The following is a 16,120-nucleotide window of genomic DNA, read 5'->3' on the forward strand; positions in this document are numbered from 1 at the left end:
CGCTCACGGTAGCCGCCCGCACTGACAGGCAGGACCGGGGTCCCGGTCACGGGGCGGCGGACGCCGCGCTGCGAGGGTGTCCTCATGGACCTGTCCGACGAGGGATCCCCCTTCGACACCGACGTGATCGGCGCCCCGGTCGAGGGCGTGGCGGATGCGGGCGTGGCGGATGTGGCGGGCGTTGCGGTCGCGGATGTGGCGGATGTGGCGGGGGTCTTCTCCGGCCACCGTTCCGCCGGAGACCTCGCCGCGTTCTTCGTCCGCGCGGGCTGGAGCTCGCGTTCCTCCTCCTGGGAGGGGCACGAGGTGGAGAGTCCGCTGGCCCGGCTGGAGATCGAGCCGGTCCGCGACGGAGTCCTCCTTCACGGCGAGGCGGACGCCGGCCGGCTCGCCGCGCTCACCGCCGTGCTGTCCGCGCGCGGCCTCCCCTTCTCCGTGGAGTTCTACGGGAAGGACGGCGCTCTGCTGCGCGAGGCACACATGGGGCTGGTGGGGCTGGTGGGGTCCATGGGCCCCGTTGGCCCCCTTGGTCCCGCGGGCCTCCTTGGTCCCGCCGGCCTCGTGGGTCCCCCTGGACCACGTCGGCAGGGCCTGCCGATCCGACCACGTCAGGGCATGCGTCAGCGCCTCACCGATCTGTTCACCCGTAAGGGCTAAAAGTGGCGAAGGCTTCCAAGGCCTTACCAGTGCGCCGCCTACGGTCGCCAGGTGAACAGCAGCAGCCAGGCACACTCCTCAGCGCGCACCGGCGCACACCGGGCGCACGGGCGCACGCCCCACGGGGCCGAGCAGCCGCCGCCGTTCCGGCACGAGCCCTACCTGGACGGCCTGTTCACGTACTGCCTGTCGGTCCTGTGCGACCACGACACCGCGACCGACGTGCTCGGGGACGTCCTCGCCGTCGCCGAGCGGCACCCCGGCCGCTGCCCCGACGAGGGGGACCGGCGCGCCTGGCTCTACGCACTCGCCCGCTGGGGCTGCCTGCACCGGCTGGCCGAACAGCGGCGCGCTCGCCAGGGAGCGCACTCCGCTCGGCGTGCGCCGGAGCACGCCGAGCGTGACCGTGCGCCGGTTGATCCGGGTGAGGCCACGCCACCCGACCGTGGCCAGGACGCCCACCGGCCCCTTGACGTGAGCGCATACCGCCGCACGGAGCTGGCCCGGCTCGCCTGGCCCGAAGCCGCGGGCACCACGCCCGAGCAGCGCGAGGCCCTCGAACTCGCCGTCCGCCACCGGCTCGGCGTCCCCGAACTCGCCGCCGTCCTCGGCACCCCCGCGGCCGCCGCCCGCGAGCTGCTCTCCGGCGCCGCCTGCGAGGTGGAGCGCACCCGCGCCGCCCTCGCCGTCGTCGAGACCGGCAACTGCCCCAGCGTCTCCCGGCTCACCGGCGACGACGGCGACGGCAACGTCCTGCTCTCCAGCACCCTGCGGGCCGAGCTCGTCCGCCACGTCGACGACTGCCCCCGATGTCGGCGCGTCGCCGAACGCGTGGGCGCCGCGGGTCCCTGGCCCGGCTCCGGCGGCCTCAACACCGCCGCGCTCCCCCTCGTACCCGCCCCTCGCACCGCCGTACACGCCGCGATGGTCCGCTCCGGTCGGGGCCGCGGCCGAGGGCCCGCCCCCCGCTTCGACCGCAGCGGCTTTCCCATGGACCCGAAGGACCGTGCGGCCCGCCGGGACCGGCTGCGCGCCCGGGTGGTGACCACCACCGTGGTCGCCACCGTCGTCGCGGCTCCGGTCCTGGCGCTGTGGGCGGCGTACCGGGGCGGGCCCGATGCCGGCGAGCCCGGCGGCGACGCCACCCGTATCTCCGCCAGCGAGTCCGAGCTCCCGACCGCGCGGACCGACGGCCGCCCGCTGACCGCCTACGAGAACACCGGGAACGCGGCCACCACCACCAGCGGACCCGGCTTCGCCCAGGGCGACACCACCTCCGACGTCTCCGTCGAGGTCATCAGCTCCGGCCCGCCCGCGACCCCCGACCACCCTGGCGGCGCCGGCCGCCTCAGCGTGGCGGCGTCCGCGCAGGGCGCGGTCACCCTGCTCACCCTCACCGCCTCCGGCGGCGCCCCCGTGGACTGGCGGCTCTGGTCCGACGCCCCCTGGCTGCGCGCGAGCCGCACGGCGGGCACGCTGGCCCCAGGAGAATCGGTCACCCTACGGATCACCGTGGATCCGGAGGGCCAGCCCGTCGGCGCCTGGACAGCCCGGGTCGGGGTCGACCCGAGCGGCGCGGTGGTCTCCATCCAGGGCCGCGGCCGCCCCCCGGCGACGCCCGCGCCGACCCCGGACCCGACGCGGCCCGCGACCCCGGCGCCCTCGCCGAACCCGACGCAGCCGTCCACCCCGTCGCCGTCCCCGACGGAGCCGACGATCCCGCCGCCGTCCCCGACGCCCGAGCCGTCCCCGACGGAGGGCTCAGGCGGAACGGTTTCCCCCGCCCCGGACCCGGCCCCGTCGGCATCGCCGGGGCCTTGAGGCAGGGCTGGGGAGGGCGAGGGGACAGGGTGTGGGGACAGGGTGTGGGGACAGGGTGTGGGGCTAGGGGCCCGAGGTCAGGCGGGATCCGCGGGGTGCGGGGCCATCGGCAGCAGCGAGGCCAGCCGCGCCTCGCACAGCTTCACGAGCTCGGCGTAGCCCTCCTTGCCCATCAGCTCCGTCAGCTCGGGGCGGTACGACACGTACACCGGCTCGCCGGCGCCGTGCGCGGAGGTGGCCGACGTGCACCACCAGTGCAGGTCGTGGCCGCCCGGTCCCCAGCCGCGGCGGTCGTACTCACCGATCGACACCTGGAGCACGCGCGTGTCGTCCGGCCGGTCGATCCATTCGTACGTCCGGCGGATCGGCAGCTGCCAGCAGACGTCGGGCTTGGTCTCCAGCGGCTCCTTGCCCTCCTTCACCGCGAGGATGTGGAGCGAGCAGCCCGCCCCGGCGGGGAACCCCGGCCGGTTCAGGAAGATGCAGGCGCCGTCCCAGCGGCGGGTCTGCTTCTCCCCGTCGTCGTCGTGCTGCGTCCATCCGCTCTCGCTGCCGACGTCGTGGAACTGCCACAGCTCGGGCGTCAGCCGGGCGACGTGCTGCGCGACGCGCTTCTCGTCGTCCTCGTCGGAGAAGTGCGCGCCGAGCGTGCAGCAGCCGTCGTCGGCCCGGCCCGCCTGGATGCCCTGGCAGCCGCTGCCGAAGATGCAGGTCCAGCGGGAGGTCAGCCAGGTCAGGTCACAGCGGAAGACCTGCTCGTCGTCGGCGGGGTCGGGGAACTCCACCCAGGCCCGGGGGAAGTCGAGCCCCTTCTCGTCGGCCGCGACCACGGCTTTGTCCTTGCCACCCTTGGCGCTGGCGTTGGCCTTGGCCTTGGCTTTTGCCTTGACGGTGTCCTCGCCCGTGTCCTTCTGCGACCGGGTCTTGTTGGCCTTCTTCGTATTTGGCACAAACCCAAGCCTATGCGCCCCTTACTCAACCCCCGAGTCTTCCTCGCAGTAGCGTTTCCCCCTATGAGACTCGGTGTGCTGGATGTGGGTTCGAATACGGTCCATCTGCTGGTGGTGGACGCGCACCCTGGTGCGCGCCCGCAGCCGGCGCACTCGCACAAGGTGGAGATGAGGCTGGCGGAGCTGCTCGACGAGCGCGGCGCCGTCACTCCCGAGGGCGTCGAGCGTCTCGTCTCGGTGATCCACGACGCGGTCCAGGCGGCCGAGGACAAGGGGTGCGAGGACGTCCTCCCCTTCGCGACCAGCGCCGTGCGCGAGGCCACGAACGCGGACGAGGTCCTCGCGCGGGTCAAGGCCGAGACCGGCGTCGACCTGCCGGTGCTGAGCGGCGAGGACGAGGCCCGGCTCACCTTCCTCGCGGCCCGCCGCTGGTTCGGCTGGTCCGCCGGGAAACTGCTGGTCCTGGACATCGGCGGCGGCTCGCTGGAGATCGCGTACGGCATCGACGAGGATCCGGACGCGGCCGTTTCCCTCCCGCTGGGCGCAGGCCGCCTCACCTCCGGATGGCTTCCGGGCGACCCGCCGGACTCGTTGGACATCCGGGCGCTACGGCGGCACGTGCGGGCGGAGATCGCCCGGTCGGTCGGCGAGTTCAGCCGCTTCGGGGCGCCGGACCACGTGGTGGCGACCTCGAAGACCTTCAAGCAGCTGGCCCGCATCGCGGGCGCGGCCCGCTCGGCGGACGGCCTGTACGTGCAGCGGGATCTGAGCCGCAAGTCCCTGGAGGAGTGGGTCCCGCGCCTGGCGGCGATGACCACGGCCCAGCGCTCGGCCCTCCCGGGCGTCTCGGAGGGCCGCGCGAACCAGCTCCTGGCGGGAGCGCTGGTGGCGGAGGGCGCGATGGACCTCTTCGGTGTGGAGGAGCTGGAGATCTGCCCGTGGGCCCTGCGCGAGGGCGTGATCCTGCGCAGGCTGGACCACATGCCGGCACCGGAGGCGTGAGGGCCGGGGGCGTGCGGGCCCCGGGGGGTGAGGGCCGGGGGGTGAGGGCCTTGGGCGGGGCGTGGGGCTGGGCGTGGGGCTGGGCGTGGCGGGCTTCGGGGGCGGGAGCCTCTTGATCGGCATCGGGGACGGGTACGGGGGTTTCCCGTCAGTCCCATCGTCCTTCCGTGTCGGGCCGGTCCCTCAAGGGCGCTCCTCCTTCGTCGTCGCGTCGCTTCGCGATGGCCTGCGGCCCCCCTTGACCGACCGTCCCGCCCCGGAGATACGAAGACTGCCGGGAAGCCCCCGAAGGGACGGGCCGGGGGACGAGGGACCAGGACGGGGCGGTCGGAGATGCCCGGCCCGGTCGGGCGTGATCAGGTACGACTACGACCGGCAGTCGGGGCCCACCGAGACCGACCCGGGGTCGGGGGAACGCGCCCGATCGCTACGCGCTCCGGACGTCTCAGCGTCCGACGGCCTTCCGGGGTCGGGCACGGGCCGCCCCGGTTCGCTGCGGGCTTTTCACGTTCCAGCGTCCGGCGGTTTTTTTGGGCTGGGTATGGGCCGCCCTGGTTCGCTGCGTGCTTCTGGCTGACCGCGTCCGGCGGTCGCTTTGGGCTGGGTATGGGCCGCCCTGGTTCGCTGCGTGCTTCTGGCTGACCGCGTCCGGCCGTCGTTTTGGGCTGGGTATGGGCCGCCCTGGTTCGCTGCCTGCTTCTGACTGACCGCGTCCGGCCGTCTTCCGGGGTCGGGCACGGGCCGCCCCGGTTCGCTGCGTGCTTCTCGCTGACCGCGTCCGGCGGTCGTCCCGGGTTGGGCACGGGTGCCGGATCGCTGCTGGTCGACCGCGGGCGGTTTTGGTCGGGGCGTGCCGTGGTCAGAGCGTGAGCAGCCGCACGAGCAACACCGTCACCGTGCCCGCCGTGAAGATCGACCCCAGCACGGTGGCGAAGAGGTCCATCCACTTGATGTCCCAGCCCTTGATCTCGAACCGGTCCGGCTTGTGCGGGTCGTACCGCACCGTGACGTCGGCCCCCACGCGGAAGGCGCTCGCGACCTTTCCGCGGCCGAACCGGGAGGTGTGTTCGCAGGCGCGCCCGTCCCGGTCCGTCCAAGCGGCAACCGGGGTGTAGAACGTGGTGCCTTCGTCGCTGCGCGAGACCTCGTGCCGGACGATCCGAGCCCGGGCGTCGACACCGTGGCGGCGGAGCGAACGGGCGTAGCGCATGCCGTAGATGCCGAAGGCGAGGGAGAGGACGCCGATCGTCAGGGGGATGAGGGAGAAGAGCCATTCGCGTCCCATGATCTATGCGACGCCCGTGCCGGAGCGTTGGTTGCGGTATGAGCGGCAGTCCTCGACCGGACGTTTCGTTCTGGCCCAACCGTCCCGGTTTGCACGCCGGTTCGTGGGGTCGCCCCTCGCTGACCCGGATCCACTGCGGAAGGGGCGGGGCCGGGGGCCGTGGCCCGCGTCACGGTCACGCCCGCTCCCGGGCCCGTACCCTGTCCTCGTGGCAGAACCAGTCCGTGTCCCGACCGCGAAAGTCGCCCTATCCACCGCCTCGGTCTATCCGGAGTCGACGGCGACCGCCTTCGAGATCGCCGCGCGCCTCGGTTACGACGGCGTCGAGGTGATGGTCTGGACGGATCCGGTCAGTCAGGACGTGGAAGCCCTGCGCCGGCTGTCGGACCACCACGGGGTGCCGATCCTGGCCGTGCACGCGCCGTGTCTGCTGATCACCCAGCGGGTCTGGTCCACCGATCCGTGGACCAAGCTGCAACGTGCCCAGGCCGCGGCCGAGCGGCTCGGGGCGAGCACCGTGGTCGTGCACCCGCCGTTCCGCTGGCAGCGCCAGTACGCGCGGGACTTCGTCACCGGCATCTGGCGGATGGCCGACGAGACCGACGTCCGGTTCGCCGTGGAGAACATGTACCCGTGGCGCTACCGCGACCGCGAGATGCTCGCCTACGCCCCCGAGTGGGACGTGACGAAGGACGACTACCGCCACTTCACCGTCGACCTGTCGCACACTGCCACCGCCCGTACCGACGCCTCCGCGATGATCGACCGGATGGGCGACCGGCTCGCGCACATCCACCTCGCCGACGGGAACGGATCGGCCAAGGACGAGCACCTGGTTCCGGGCCGCGGGACGCAGCCCTGCGCCGAGCTGCTGGAGGGCCTCGCGCGGACCTCGTTCGACGGGCACGTGGTGATCGAGGTCAACACCCGCAGGGCGATGTCCTCCGCCGAGCGCGAGGCCGATCTCGCCGAGGCGCTGGCCTTCACCCGCCTGCACCTCGCCACCGCCCGTACCGAGCGTGACGGGGCCCGCCGGCCGTGACCGATGCCCCTGACGCACCCGAGCCGCGCCGTCGCGGCCCCGGCCGGCCCCGGCAGGACGAGGCCGACACCGGCCCCGGCACCCAGGAGCGCATCCGGCTCGCCGCCCGCGAGGTGTTCGCGGAGCGCGGGTACGACAAGACGTCCGTGCGCGGCATCGCGAAGGTCGCCGGCGTGGACCCGGCGCTGGTGCACCACTACTTCGGCAGCAAGGACGATCTCTTCGCCGCGGCCATCGAGGTCAGCATCGAGCCCGCCCTGGTGGTCCCCGCGATCATCGGCGAGGGCCCGGACGGCATCGGCGAGCGCCTCGCCCGCTACTTCCTGGGCGTCTGGGAGAACCCGGTCACCCGGGTCCCGCTGCTCGCCGTGATCCGCTCCGCGCTCACGCACGAGGCCGCCGCGAAGGTACTGCGCGGGCTGGTCCTGCGGCGGCTCCTGGAGCGCGTCGCCGCCGACCTCGACGTCCCCGACCCGACCTTCCGCGCCGAGCTGGCCGCCTCCCACATGGTCGGCATCGCGATCCTGCGGTACGTGGTCCAGGTGGAGCCCCTCGCCTCCGCCGACCCGGAGAAGATCGTGGCCCTCGTGGCGCCCACGCTCCAGCGGTACCTGACCGAGGAATGAGCCCGCCGTCCCGGCATCCGGACGTGCTGTCCGGATCGCGGGCGGTGGGCGTAGCCTCGTATCTGAGCCATATCCGCAGTCGCGGCTGACCGTACAGCCGCACTCATGGGGAGTGAAACCGCATGCCCGAGCTGAGGTCCCGCACCGTCACCCACGGCCGCAACATGGCAGGCGCGCGTGCGCTGATGCGCGCGTCGGGCGTAGCGAGCGCGGACATCGGCAAGCCGATCGTCGCGGTCGCCAACTCCTTCACCGAGTTCGTCCCCGGTCACACCCACCTGGCCCCCGTCGGCCGCATCGTTTCCGACGCCATCCGTGCCGCCGGTGCGATCCCGCGCGAGTTCAACACCATCGCGGTCGACGACGGCATCGCGATGGGCCACGGCGGCATGCTGTACTCCCTGCCGTCCCGCGACCTGATCGCGGACAGCGTGGAGTACATGGTCGAGGCGCACTGCGCCGACGCGCTGATCTGCATCTCCAACTGCGACAAGATCACCCCCGGCATGCTGATGGCCGCCATGCGCCTCAATATCCCGGTCGTCTTCGTCTCGGGCGGCCCGATGGAGGCCGGCCAGGCCACCCTCGTCGACGGCACCGTCCGCAAGCTCGACCTGATCGACGCCATGGTCGACGCCTCCAACGAGAACGTCTCGGACGCGGACGTGCTGCGCATCGAGGAGAACGCCTGCCCGACCTGTGGGTCGTGTTCGGGCATGTTCACCGCCAACTCGATGAACTGCCTCGCCGAGGCCATCGGCCTGGCCCTGCCCGGCAACGGCTCGGTCCTCGCCACGCACACCGCCCGCCGCGCCCTGTACGAGGACGCCGGCCGCACGGTCGTGGAGATCACCAAGCGGTACTACGAGGACGGCGACGAGTCCGTCCTCCCGCGCAACATCGCCACCCGCGAGGCCTTCGAGAACGCCATGGCCCTCGACATCGCGATGGGCGGCTCCACGAACACGATCCTGCACCTGCTGGCCGCCGCGCAGGAAGCGGGCCTGGAGTACGACCTCACCGACATCGACGCCGTCTCGCGCCGCGTCCCGTGCCTGGCCAAGGTCGCGCCGAACGTGGCGCCCGGCGGCACGTACTACATGGAGGACGTCCACCGCGCCGGTGGCATCCCCGCCATCCTCGGCGAGCTGCACCGCGGCGGCCTCCTCAACAAGGACATCAACACCGTCCACTCGGACGGCCTGGAGGACTGGCTCGCGAAGTGGGACGCCCGCTCCGGCACGGCCACCGACACGGCGATGGAGCTGTGGCACGCGGCCCCCGGCTGTGAGCGCTCCGCCACCGCCTTCTCCCAGTCCAAGCGCTGGGAGACCCTCGACCTGGACGCCGAGGGCGGCTGCATCCGCTCGGTGCAGCACGCGTACTCCAAGGACGGCGGCCTCGCCGTGCTGCGCGGCAACATCGCCGTCGACGGCTGCGTCGTGAAGACCGCCGGTGTCGACGAGTCGATCTGGACCTTCGAGGGCCCGGCGGTCGTCTGCGAATCCCAGGACGAGGCCGTCGACAAGATCCTCTCCAAGCAGATCAAGGAGGGCGACGTCGTCGTCATCCGCTACGAGGGCCCGCGCGGCGGCCCCGGCATGCAGGAGATGCTCTACCCGACCTCCTTCCTCAAGGGCCGCGGCCTCGGCAAGTCCTGCGCCCTGGTGACGGACGGCCGCTTCTCCGGCGGCACCTCGGGCCTGTCCATCGGCCACGCTTCCCCGGAGGCGGCCTCGGGCGGCACCATCGCGGTCGTCGAGGACGGCGACCGGATCCGCATCGACATCCCGAACCGGTCCATCGAGGTCCTCGTCGACGAAGCCACCCTGGCGGCCCGCCACGCGGCCCTCGGCGGCGTCTACGCCCCGAAGAACCGCGAGCGCAAGGTCTCCGCGGCCCTGCGCGCCTACGCCGCGATGGCCACCAGCGCCGACAAGGGCGCGGTCCGCGACGTCTCCCTCCTGGGCTGACGACCGACCCCGCCGGCGCCCCCGCACCCTCCGGTGCGGGGGCGCCGGCGTCTCACCAGGCGCCGGGGGCGTCGGCGGCCACCGCGAACACCGTCCCGTCGGGCGCCCCCGTGAACACCCGCCCACCGCCGACCGCCGGCGCCGGCAGGGTGGAGGCGTAGCCCGGCTCACCCCCCAACCTGGGCTTCGTCTGCCCCAGGAGCCGGCCCGCGCCGTCGACGGCCAGCAGCCGCCCGTCCGAGGCCGCCAGATGGATCCGCCCGTCGTGGACCACCGGCCGCGAGCCCACGGCCACGCCCGTCTCCAGCCGCCAGTCCTCATGCTCCGCCCCCACTGCGGCCAGGGCGCCCGACGTGCCGAAGACGTACACCCGGCCCTCGGGGCCGACCGCGGCCTGGGCCTCCAGCAACGGCGACGAGAGGGGGATCCGGCGTACGGCTCGTGTCGCGAGATCCACCCGCACGACCGCCCTGGTCAGAGCGCCGGACGCGGACCGCGTGTCACCTTCCAGCAGGTAGAGCCCGCCGGCCGCCGCACCGACCGGTTCCAGCAGCGCCGGACTCCGGACCTGCCAGCGCACCTCGCCGCTCGCGGCATCGACGGCGGAGACCTGGGTCGACTTGCCGTCCGCTCCCGGCGCGCAGAGGTACAGGCCGGCGCCCCCCGGCGGGTCCGGATCGGCGAGCCATGCGGAGCCGGCTCCGCCGATGCGGTGCTCCCAGCGCGTCGCGCCCGTGGCCGCGTCGAGCATGGTGGCCTTTCCGTCCGGGCTCGTGACGAGCAGCAGACTTCCTACGGGCACCACCCGCCCGCCCTCCGGCAGGGCCCGCTTCCACCGCTGCGCACCGGCCGCCGGATCCAGGGCCTGCAGGCCCCTTCCGTCGCCGTCCAGCGCGATCACCAGTCCCGCGGCGTTCAACGGAGCCGGATTCGGCGTCATCCGCGAAGCGGGCGCCGCTCCTCGCACGGACCACATCACCGAGCCGTTGGCGGGGTCGAGCCGGGCGGTTGCCAGCCCCGGCCCCGAGCAGTAGAGGCCGCCGGCCGACCACGAGCAGGCCGGAACGGGATTGCCCCCTCCCCCTTCGCCCACGTGTACCGCCCACGGCGGCCCGGCCTTCGCCCCGGGACCCGGCTCCGTGGCCCCGGCGTGCACGGTGGAGCGCGCAGCAGGGTCCGCGTCCGTCCCGTACGCGAGGTATCCGCCGAGCGCTCCGCCGGTCAGCAGCAGCGCGCCGCCGACCGACAGCACCAGCCGTGATCGCCGCCGCGGCGGGGTGGGGCCGGGTCGCTCGGCGACCATCCGGTTGCGGCGGTGGGTGGCCTCCTCCGGCCGGTGGGGTCCGCGCGGCCTGGGGATGAAGGCCCGGGTGTCCTCCGACGTCGGATAGGCCAGCGCACGCAGTTCACTGATCAGCGCATCAGGGGTGGGGCGTTCGGAGGGGCTCTTCGCGAGGCAGGACTCGACGACCGGTCTCAGGGCCGCCGGCAGACCGGTCAGGTCGGGGTCGTGGTGGACGACCTGATACGCCACCAGATAGGGACTGTCGGAGTCGAAGGGGCCGCGCCCGGTCGCCGCGTGCACGAGTACGGCGCCCATCGCGAACAGGTCCGCCGCGGGCCCCACTTCCCTGGGCCGCTGGAACTGCTCGGGCGCCATGAACGGCGGTGTCCCGATCAGCTTTCCCGTCTCCGTCCGCAGGTCGCTGTCGGTCGGCCGCGAGATCCCGAAGTCGATGACCCGTACTCCGTCGGGCGCCATCAGGACGTTGCTCGGCTTCAGGTCCCGGTGCACCACACCGGCCCGGTGGATGTCCCGCAGGGCCTCGGCCAGTCCGGCACCGAGCCGGGCCAGTTCGGTCGGATCGAGCACCCGCTCCCGCACCCGCTCGGCGAGTGTCGGTGCGTCGATGAACAAGGTGGCCATCCAGGGCCGTTCGGCGTCCGGATCCGCGTCCACGACGGGCGCGGTGAACGCCCCGCTCACACGACGCGCCGCGGCCACTTCCTGCCGGAACCGGGCCCGGAACTCCGGATCCACCGCGTGCTCGGGGTGCACGATCTTGACGGCGAGTTTCAGTCCCGACGCGGAGGTGGCGAGGTGGACGACGCCCATGCCGCCCGAACCCAGGACGGATTCCAGCCGGTACTGCCCGGCATACTCCGGAAAGCCCGGCCGATCCCTGCGCAGCGACTGCACCGCTGACCACCCCCGCCGGAGCCTAGTCGATGGCACCTGGCTATCTCCAAGGTCCTGCTACCCTGCGCGAGTTGCGCAACGCAACGCTCAGGGGGGAGTTTTCGCATGTCCGAAAAGAGTGAGCCCGGCCAGGACCAGAGCCTCGCCGCGGAGTCCGGTTTCCAGACCTTTCCGGTCGCTCCCGGCTACCGGGTGAACGTCCGCAGTGGGCCGGGCACCAGCTATTCCATCGTCAAGGTCCTGCCGTACGGCTCGTACGTCTCGATCCGCTGCCAGGGTTCCGGTACGACGGTCTCCGGTCCGTACGGCACGACCGACATCTGGGACTGCGTCGGCAACGGCCAGTTCGTCTCGGACGCCTACGTCCAGACGGGCAGTGACGGCTACGTCGCCACGCGCTGCTGACCTTCACCGTTCTTTCAAGGAGAGAGAACGGTGATCACGGGACGGCGCGCATGCTCGGTCTCGGCGGCTCGGTCGTCGCCGCGGCCCCGCTGCTCACGCTGACTGCGGCGACCGGGGCGTCGGCCGGCCCGGCTACCCGGTCGCCCCCGGCGCTCGGGTGAACGTCGGCCCCGGCACCAACTACTCGGTGATCGACCTACTCGGTGATCGACGTCCTGCCGTACGGCGCGGTCGTCACGCTCCGCTGCCAGTGCCGGGGCACCACCGTCTCGGGCCCGTACGGCACGACGAACATCTGGGACTGCGTCGGCAACGGCTGTTGTGCGGCTGACCGTCCCGGACCCGTCTGACACGTGAGACACACCCGGCCCGACCGGCCCGGCGAGGGATAATCGCTGACGTGAGCGACGACCAGCGAGACCAGACCCCCGCCGAGCCGGCCGCGCCGGCTCCGGTGCCCGCCGGCCCGCAGCCCGAGCCGATCCCGTTCTTCGGCACCACCTGGGTCGAGCACGACGGCGGATACGCCCTGCGCCGCGTCGGTCTCGCCATCGGCTCGCTGGCCACCGCCATCGCCTCCGCCGTGCTGCTCCGCCTCGCCTACGAGGGCCTGGAGATCGGCAACGTCGGCCCCTTCCTCAGCATCTCGGTCGTCGTCCTCTTCGCGGTCGCCAGCTCCATCGCCTTCACCAAGACCTGGGCCTCCTACAGCCGTCGCCCCGCCCCGTCCTCCGACGAGGCCGCCCTCAAGGGCCTCAAGACGATCGGTTTCATCGGCTCCCTCATCGCGTACTTCCTGCGCTGCCTCGGTGAGGCGCCGGGCGAGAAGCTCCGCCGCGCCGAGTACGAGCGCGCCCGGGTCGAATACGCCCGCCGCCGCAGCACCCGTACGGGGAACCCGGCCGCCCGCCGGCCCAAGCGCAAGAAGTAGCCCCGCGCGGCGCAGCGGTAGGAAGTAGCCCGGATCCATCCCGGCGATTGACGTCACGGCACCGCCAGGAGCATTATTCATCACATGATGAATAAGCAGGCCGAGGGAGACCCGGCCGCCGTCCACGCCCATGACCTCACCGTCCGGCGCGGCACCGGCCGCACCCCCCGCACCGTCCTCGACTCCCTCGCCTTCGACGTCCCCCGCGGCCGCATCACCGGCCTCCTCGGCCCCTCCGGCTGCGGAAAATCCACCCTCATGCGCGCCATCGTCGGGACCCAGGCCCACGTCACCGGCACCCTCGACGTCCTCGGCCACCCCGCCGGCCACCCCCGGCTCCGCTCCCGCATCGGCTACGTCACCCAGGCGCCCAGCGTCTACGACGACCTCACCGTCCGGCAGAACCTCGACTACTTCGCCGCCGTCCTCGACCCCGGCCGCGCCGCCGCCGACCGCCGCGCCGCCGCCGTCACCCGCGCCATCACCGACGTCGACCTCACCAGCCGAGCCGGCGCCCTCGCCGGCAACCTCTCCGGCGGCCAGCGCAGCCGCGTCTCCCTCGCCGTCGCCCTGCTCGGCACCCCCGAGCTCCTGGTCCTCGACGAACCCACCGTCGGCCTCGACCCCGTCCTGCGCCGCGACCTGTGGAACCTCTTCCACGACATCACCGCCACCCGCGGCGCGACGATCCTCGTCTCCTCCCACGTCATGGACGAAGCCGAACGCTGCCACGACCTGCTCCTCATGCGCGAGGGCCGCATCCTCGCCCAGGACACCCCCGACGCACTGCGCACCCGTACCCACGCCACCACCGTCGAAGAGGGCTTCCTTCGCCTCGTCGACGAAGCCAACGCCAACGCCAACGCCGCCAACGCCGACGCCGCCGCATCCAACGTCACCGCCCTCCGGGAGCAGACCCGATGAACGCCGCCCGCACCACCGCAACCGCCGCCCGCGTCCTGCGCCAGCTCCGCCACGACCCGCGCTCCATCGCGCTGATGCTCCTGGTCCCCGTACTGATGCTCACCCTGCTGCGCTTCGTCTTCGACGGCAGCCCCAAGACCTTCGACGGCATCGGCGCCTCGCTCCTCGGGATCTTCCCCCTCATCACGATGTTCCTGGTGACCTCCATCGCCACCCTGCGCGAACGCACCTCCGGAACCCTGGAACGCCTCCTCGCCATGCCGCTCGGCAAGGGCGACCTCATCGCCGGCTACGCCCTCGCCTTCGGCGCGGTCGCCGTCCTCCAGTCCCTGCTCGCCACCGGCCTCGCCCTCTGGGCCCTCGGCCTCGACGTCGTCGGATCCCCCTGGCTCCTCCTCCTCGTGGCCCTCCTCGACGCCCTCCTCGGCACCGCACTCGGACTCTTCGTCTCCGCCTTCGCCGCCTCCGAATTCCAGGCCGTCCAGTTCATGCCGGCGGTGATCTTCCCCCAGCTGCTCCTCTGCGGCCTCTTCGCCGCCCGCGACACCATGCACCCCGTCCTCGAAGGACTCTCCGACGTCCTGCCCATGTCCTACGCCGTCGACGGCATGACCCAGGTGCTCACCCACACCGACATGACCGCCGACTTCGTCCGCGACGCCACGATCGTCGCCGCCTGCGCCCTGCTCGTCCTCGCCCTCGGCGCGGTCACCCTCCGCCGCCGGACGCCTTGACTCCTACGGGCCTGACCGCACTCCGGACAGCGCCTCCCCCGTCCCCGCCCGGGTGCAAGGATGAGCACGTATACGTAGCTCACGCGCAAGAACTGTTCGGCGAGGTGGATCGGGAATGACCCAGACAGTCGCAGTCCTCGGTACCGGCAAGATCGGCGAGGCCCTGCTCAGCGGAATGATCCGCGGCGGCTGGCCCGCCTCGAAGCTCCTCGTCACCGCCCGCCGCACCGAACGGGCCGAGGAACTCCGCACCCGCTACGGGGTCGAGGCCGTTTCCAACGCCGAGGCCGCCAAGCGCGCCGACACCCTCATCCTCACCGTCAAGCCCCAGGACATGGCCAAGCTCCTCGACGAGCTCGCCCCGCACGTCCCCGCTGACCGCCTGGTCATCAGCGGCGCCGCCGGCGTCCCCACCGCCTTCTTCGAGGAACGGCTCGCCCCCGGCACCCCCGTCGTCCGCGTCATGACGAACACCCCCGCCCTCGTCGACGAGGCCATGTCCGTCATCTCCGCCGGCAGCCACGCCACCGCCGAGCACCTCGCCCACACCGAGGAGATCTTCGGCGGCGTCGGCAAGACCCTGCGCGTCCCCGAGTCCCAGCAGGACGCGGCCACCGCCCTCTCCGGCTCCGGACCCGCCTACTTCTACTTCCTCGTCGAGGCCATGACCGACGCCGGCATCCTCCTCGGGCTGCCCCGCGCCCAGGCCCATGACCTCATCGTCCAGGCCGCCATCGGCGCCGCCGTCATGCTCCGCGACAGCGGCGAACACCCGGTCAAGCTCCGCGAAGCCGTCACCTCCCCGGCCGGCACGACGATCAACGCCATCGTCGAACTGGAGAAGCACGGCGTACGCGCCGCCCTCATCGCCGCCCTCGAAGCGGCCCGCGACCGCAGCCGCGAGCTCGCCTCCGGCAACAGCTGACACACCCGTACCGGTGGGGGCCCCGCGGCATGCGGGACCCCCACCCGTCACGGCTCCAACAACCCGATGGACCGGTACGCCCGGTCCACCACCGGCCGCGCCAGTTCCCTGGCCCGCCCGGCGCCCTCCCGCAGCGCCTTCTCCACCTCCGCCGGATCGCCCGCCAGCTCCGCGTGCCGCTCCTGTACGGGCCGCAGCAGCTCGACCACCGCGTCGGCGACGTCCCGCTTCAGCGCCCCGTAGCCGGCGTACCCCTCGGCGAGCACGGCCGGATCACCCCCGGCACACGCCGCCAGGATGTCCAGCAGATTGGCGACCCCCGGCCGCGCCTCCCGGTCGTAGACCACCGCGCCGTCCCCGCTGTCGGTGACCGCCCGCATCACCTTCTTGCGCACGACCCCGGGCTCGTCGAGCAGATAGACGATCCCGGCCCCGCTCTCGTGGGACTTTCCCATCTTCGACGTCGGATCCTGCAGGTCCATGACCCGCGCGGCCACCGCCGGAAGCGTCGCCTTCGGCACGGTGAAGGTGTGCCCGTACCGCTGGTTGAACCGCACCGCCAGGTCCCGGGTCAGCTCCACGTGCTGGCGCTGGTCCTCCCCGACCGGCACCTCCTGCGTGCCGTACGCCAGGATGTCGGCCGCC

At 72.8% G+C, this 16,120-nt stretch carries 15 protein-coding genes (1 of these 15 cut by a window edge); 11 read left to right on the forward strand and 4 right to left on the reverse strand.

Features of this window, described 5'->3' with window-relative positions:
* The first annotated feature begins 84 nt into the window (after nt 1-84).
* On the forward strand, nt 85-657 hold the full coding sequence (locus tag OG594_RS25265; RefSeq protein ID WP_266603477.1) for a hypothetical protein: 573 nt from the start codon (nt 85-87) through the stop codon (nt 655-657).
* A gap of 51 nt (nt 658-708) precedes the next feature.
* A complete protein-coding gene (locus OG594_RS25270; RefSeq protein WP_266603479.1) occupies nt 709-2,478 on the forward strand; it encodes a hypothetical protein in 1,770 nt (589 codons plus the stop codon).
* Nucleotides 2,479-2,555: 77 nt separating this feature from the next.
* On the opposite strand, the gene OG594_RS25275 is transcribed toward OG594_RS25270, so the two are convergent.
* The gene (locus OG594_RS25275) at nt 2,556-3,428 is read right to left on the reverse strand and encodes a hypothetical protein (protein WP_266603481.1); all 873 of its coding nucleotides are present in this window, start codon (nt 3,426-3,428) and stop codon (nt 2,556-2,558) included.
* 63 nt (nt 3,429-3,491) lie between these two features.
* Between OG594_RS25275 and OG594_RS25280 the strand changes: the two genes are divergently transcribed.
* Nucleotides 3,492-4,430: a Ppx/GppA phosphatase family protein gene (locus tag OG594_RS25280; protein WP_266603483.1), complete on the forward strand. Its 939-nt coding sequence runs from the start codon at nt 3,492-3,494 to the stop codon at nt 4,428-4,430.
* An 859-nt stretch (nt 4,431-5,289) separates the two neighbouring features.
* Here OG594_RS25280 and OG594_RS25285 read toward each other — a convergent pair.
* Nucleotides 5,290-5,715, reverse strand: a complete 426-nt coding sequence (locus tag OG594_RS25285; RefSeq protein ID WP_266603485.1) for a DUF3592 domain-containing protein — start codon at nt 5,713-5,715, stop codon at nt 5,290-5,292.
* A gap of 208 nt (nt 5,716-5,923) precedes the next feature.
* Between OG594_RS25285 and OG594_RS25290 the strand changes: the two genes are divergently transcribed.
* From OG594_RS25290 to ilvD, 3 genes are all read left to right on the forward strand, one after another.
* Entirely contained in the window at nt 5,924-6,757 is an 834-nt protein-coding gene (locus OG594_RS25290; RefSeq protein WP_266603487.1) for a sugar phosphate isomerase/epimerase, read from the forward strand.
* Nucleotides 6,754-7,383, forward strand: a complete 630-nt coding sequence (locus tag OG594_RS25295; protein WP_266603489.1) for a TetR family transcriptional regulator — start codon at nt 6,754-6,756, stop codon at nt 7,381-7,383. The genes OG594_RS25290 and OG594_RS25295 overlap by 4 nt, the downstream gene beginning before the upstream one ends.
* Nucleotides 7,384-7,505: 122 nt before the next feature.
* Nucleotides 7,506-9,356 carry a dihydroxy-acid dehydratase gene (gene ilvD / locus OG594_RS25300; RefSeq protein WP_266603491.1) on the forward strand — a complete coding sequence of 617 codons (1,851 nt, stop codon included), beginning with the start codon at nt 7,506-7,508 and terminating at the stop codon, nt 9,354-9,356.
* A gap of 52 nt (nt 9,357-9,408) precedes the next feature.
* Here ilvD and OG594_RS25305 read toward each other — a convergent pair whose 3' ends face one another.
* Complete coding sequence (locus tag OG594_RS25305) at nt 9,409-11,556, reverse strand: serine/threonine-protein kinase (protein ID WP_266603493.1); 2,148 nt, start codon at nt 11,554-11,556, stop codon at nt 9,409-9,411.
* Between the two features lie 105 nt (nt 11,557-11,661).
* On the opposite strand from OG594_RS25305, the gene OG594_RS25310 reads away from it, so the two are divergent.
* From OG594_RS25310 to proC, 5 genes are all read left to right on the forward strand, one after another.
* The gene (locus OG594_RS25310) at nt 11,662-11,961 is read left to right on the forward strand and encodes an SH3 domain-containing protein (protein WP_266603495.1); all 300 of its coding nucleotides are present in this window, start codon (nt 11,662-11,664) and stop codon (nt 11,959-11,961) included.
* Nucleotides 11,962-12,415: 454 nt separating this feature from the next.
* Nucleotides 12,416-12,892: a hypothetical protein gene (locus OG594_RS25320; RefSeq protein ID WP_266606575.1), complete on the forward strand. Its 477-nt coding sequence runs from the start codon at nt 12,416-12,418 to the stop codon at nt 12,890-12,892.
* 84 nt (nt 12,893-12,976) lie between these two features.
* Nucleotides 12,977-13,816 (forward strand): ABC transporter ATP-binding protein, encoded by an 840-nt coding sequence (locus OG594_RS25325; RefSeq protein ID WP_266603497.1) that lies wholly within the window; start codon nt 12,977-12,979, stop codon nt 13,814-13,816.
* Complete coding sequence (locus tag OG594_RS25330) at nt 13,813-14,550, forward strand: ABC transporter permease (protein WP_266603499.1); 738 nt, start codon at nt 13,813-13,815, stop codon at nt 14,548-14,550. The genes OG594_RS25325 and OG594_RS25330 overlap by 4 nt, the downstream gene beginning before the upstream one ends.
* A gap of 115 nt (nt 14,551-14,665) precedes the next feature.
* Nucleotides 14,666-15,475, forward strand: a complete 810-nt coding sequence (gene proC / locus OG594_RS25335; protein WP_030010823.1) for a pyrroline-5-carboxylate reductase — start codon at nt 14,666-14,668, stop codon at nt 15,473-15,475.
* Between the two features lie 47 nt (nt 15,476-15,522).
* Here the strand turns inward: proC and trpS are convergent, their stop codons facing one another.
* Nucleotides 15,523-16,120: the 3' portion of a tryptophan--tRNA ligase gene (gene trpS, locus OG594_RS25340; RefSeq protein WP_266603501.1), read on the reverse strand. It continues 407 nt past the right edge of the window; 598 of the gene's 1,005 nt are visible here — the last part of the coding sequence; its start codon lies off the right edge, out of view; its stop codon occupies nt 15,523-15,525.

Origin of the sequence: Streptomyces sp. NBC_01214 (assembly GCF_026340975.1) — a bacterium.
Lineage (GTDB): Bacteria > Actinomycetota > Actinomycetes > Streptomycetales > Streptomycetaceae > Streptomyces.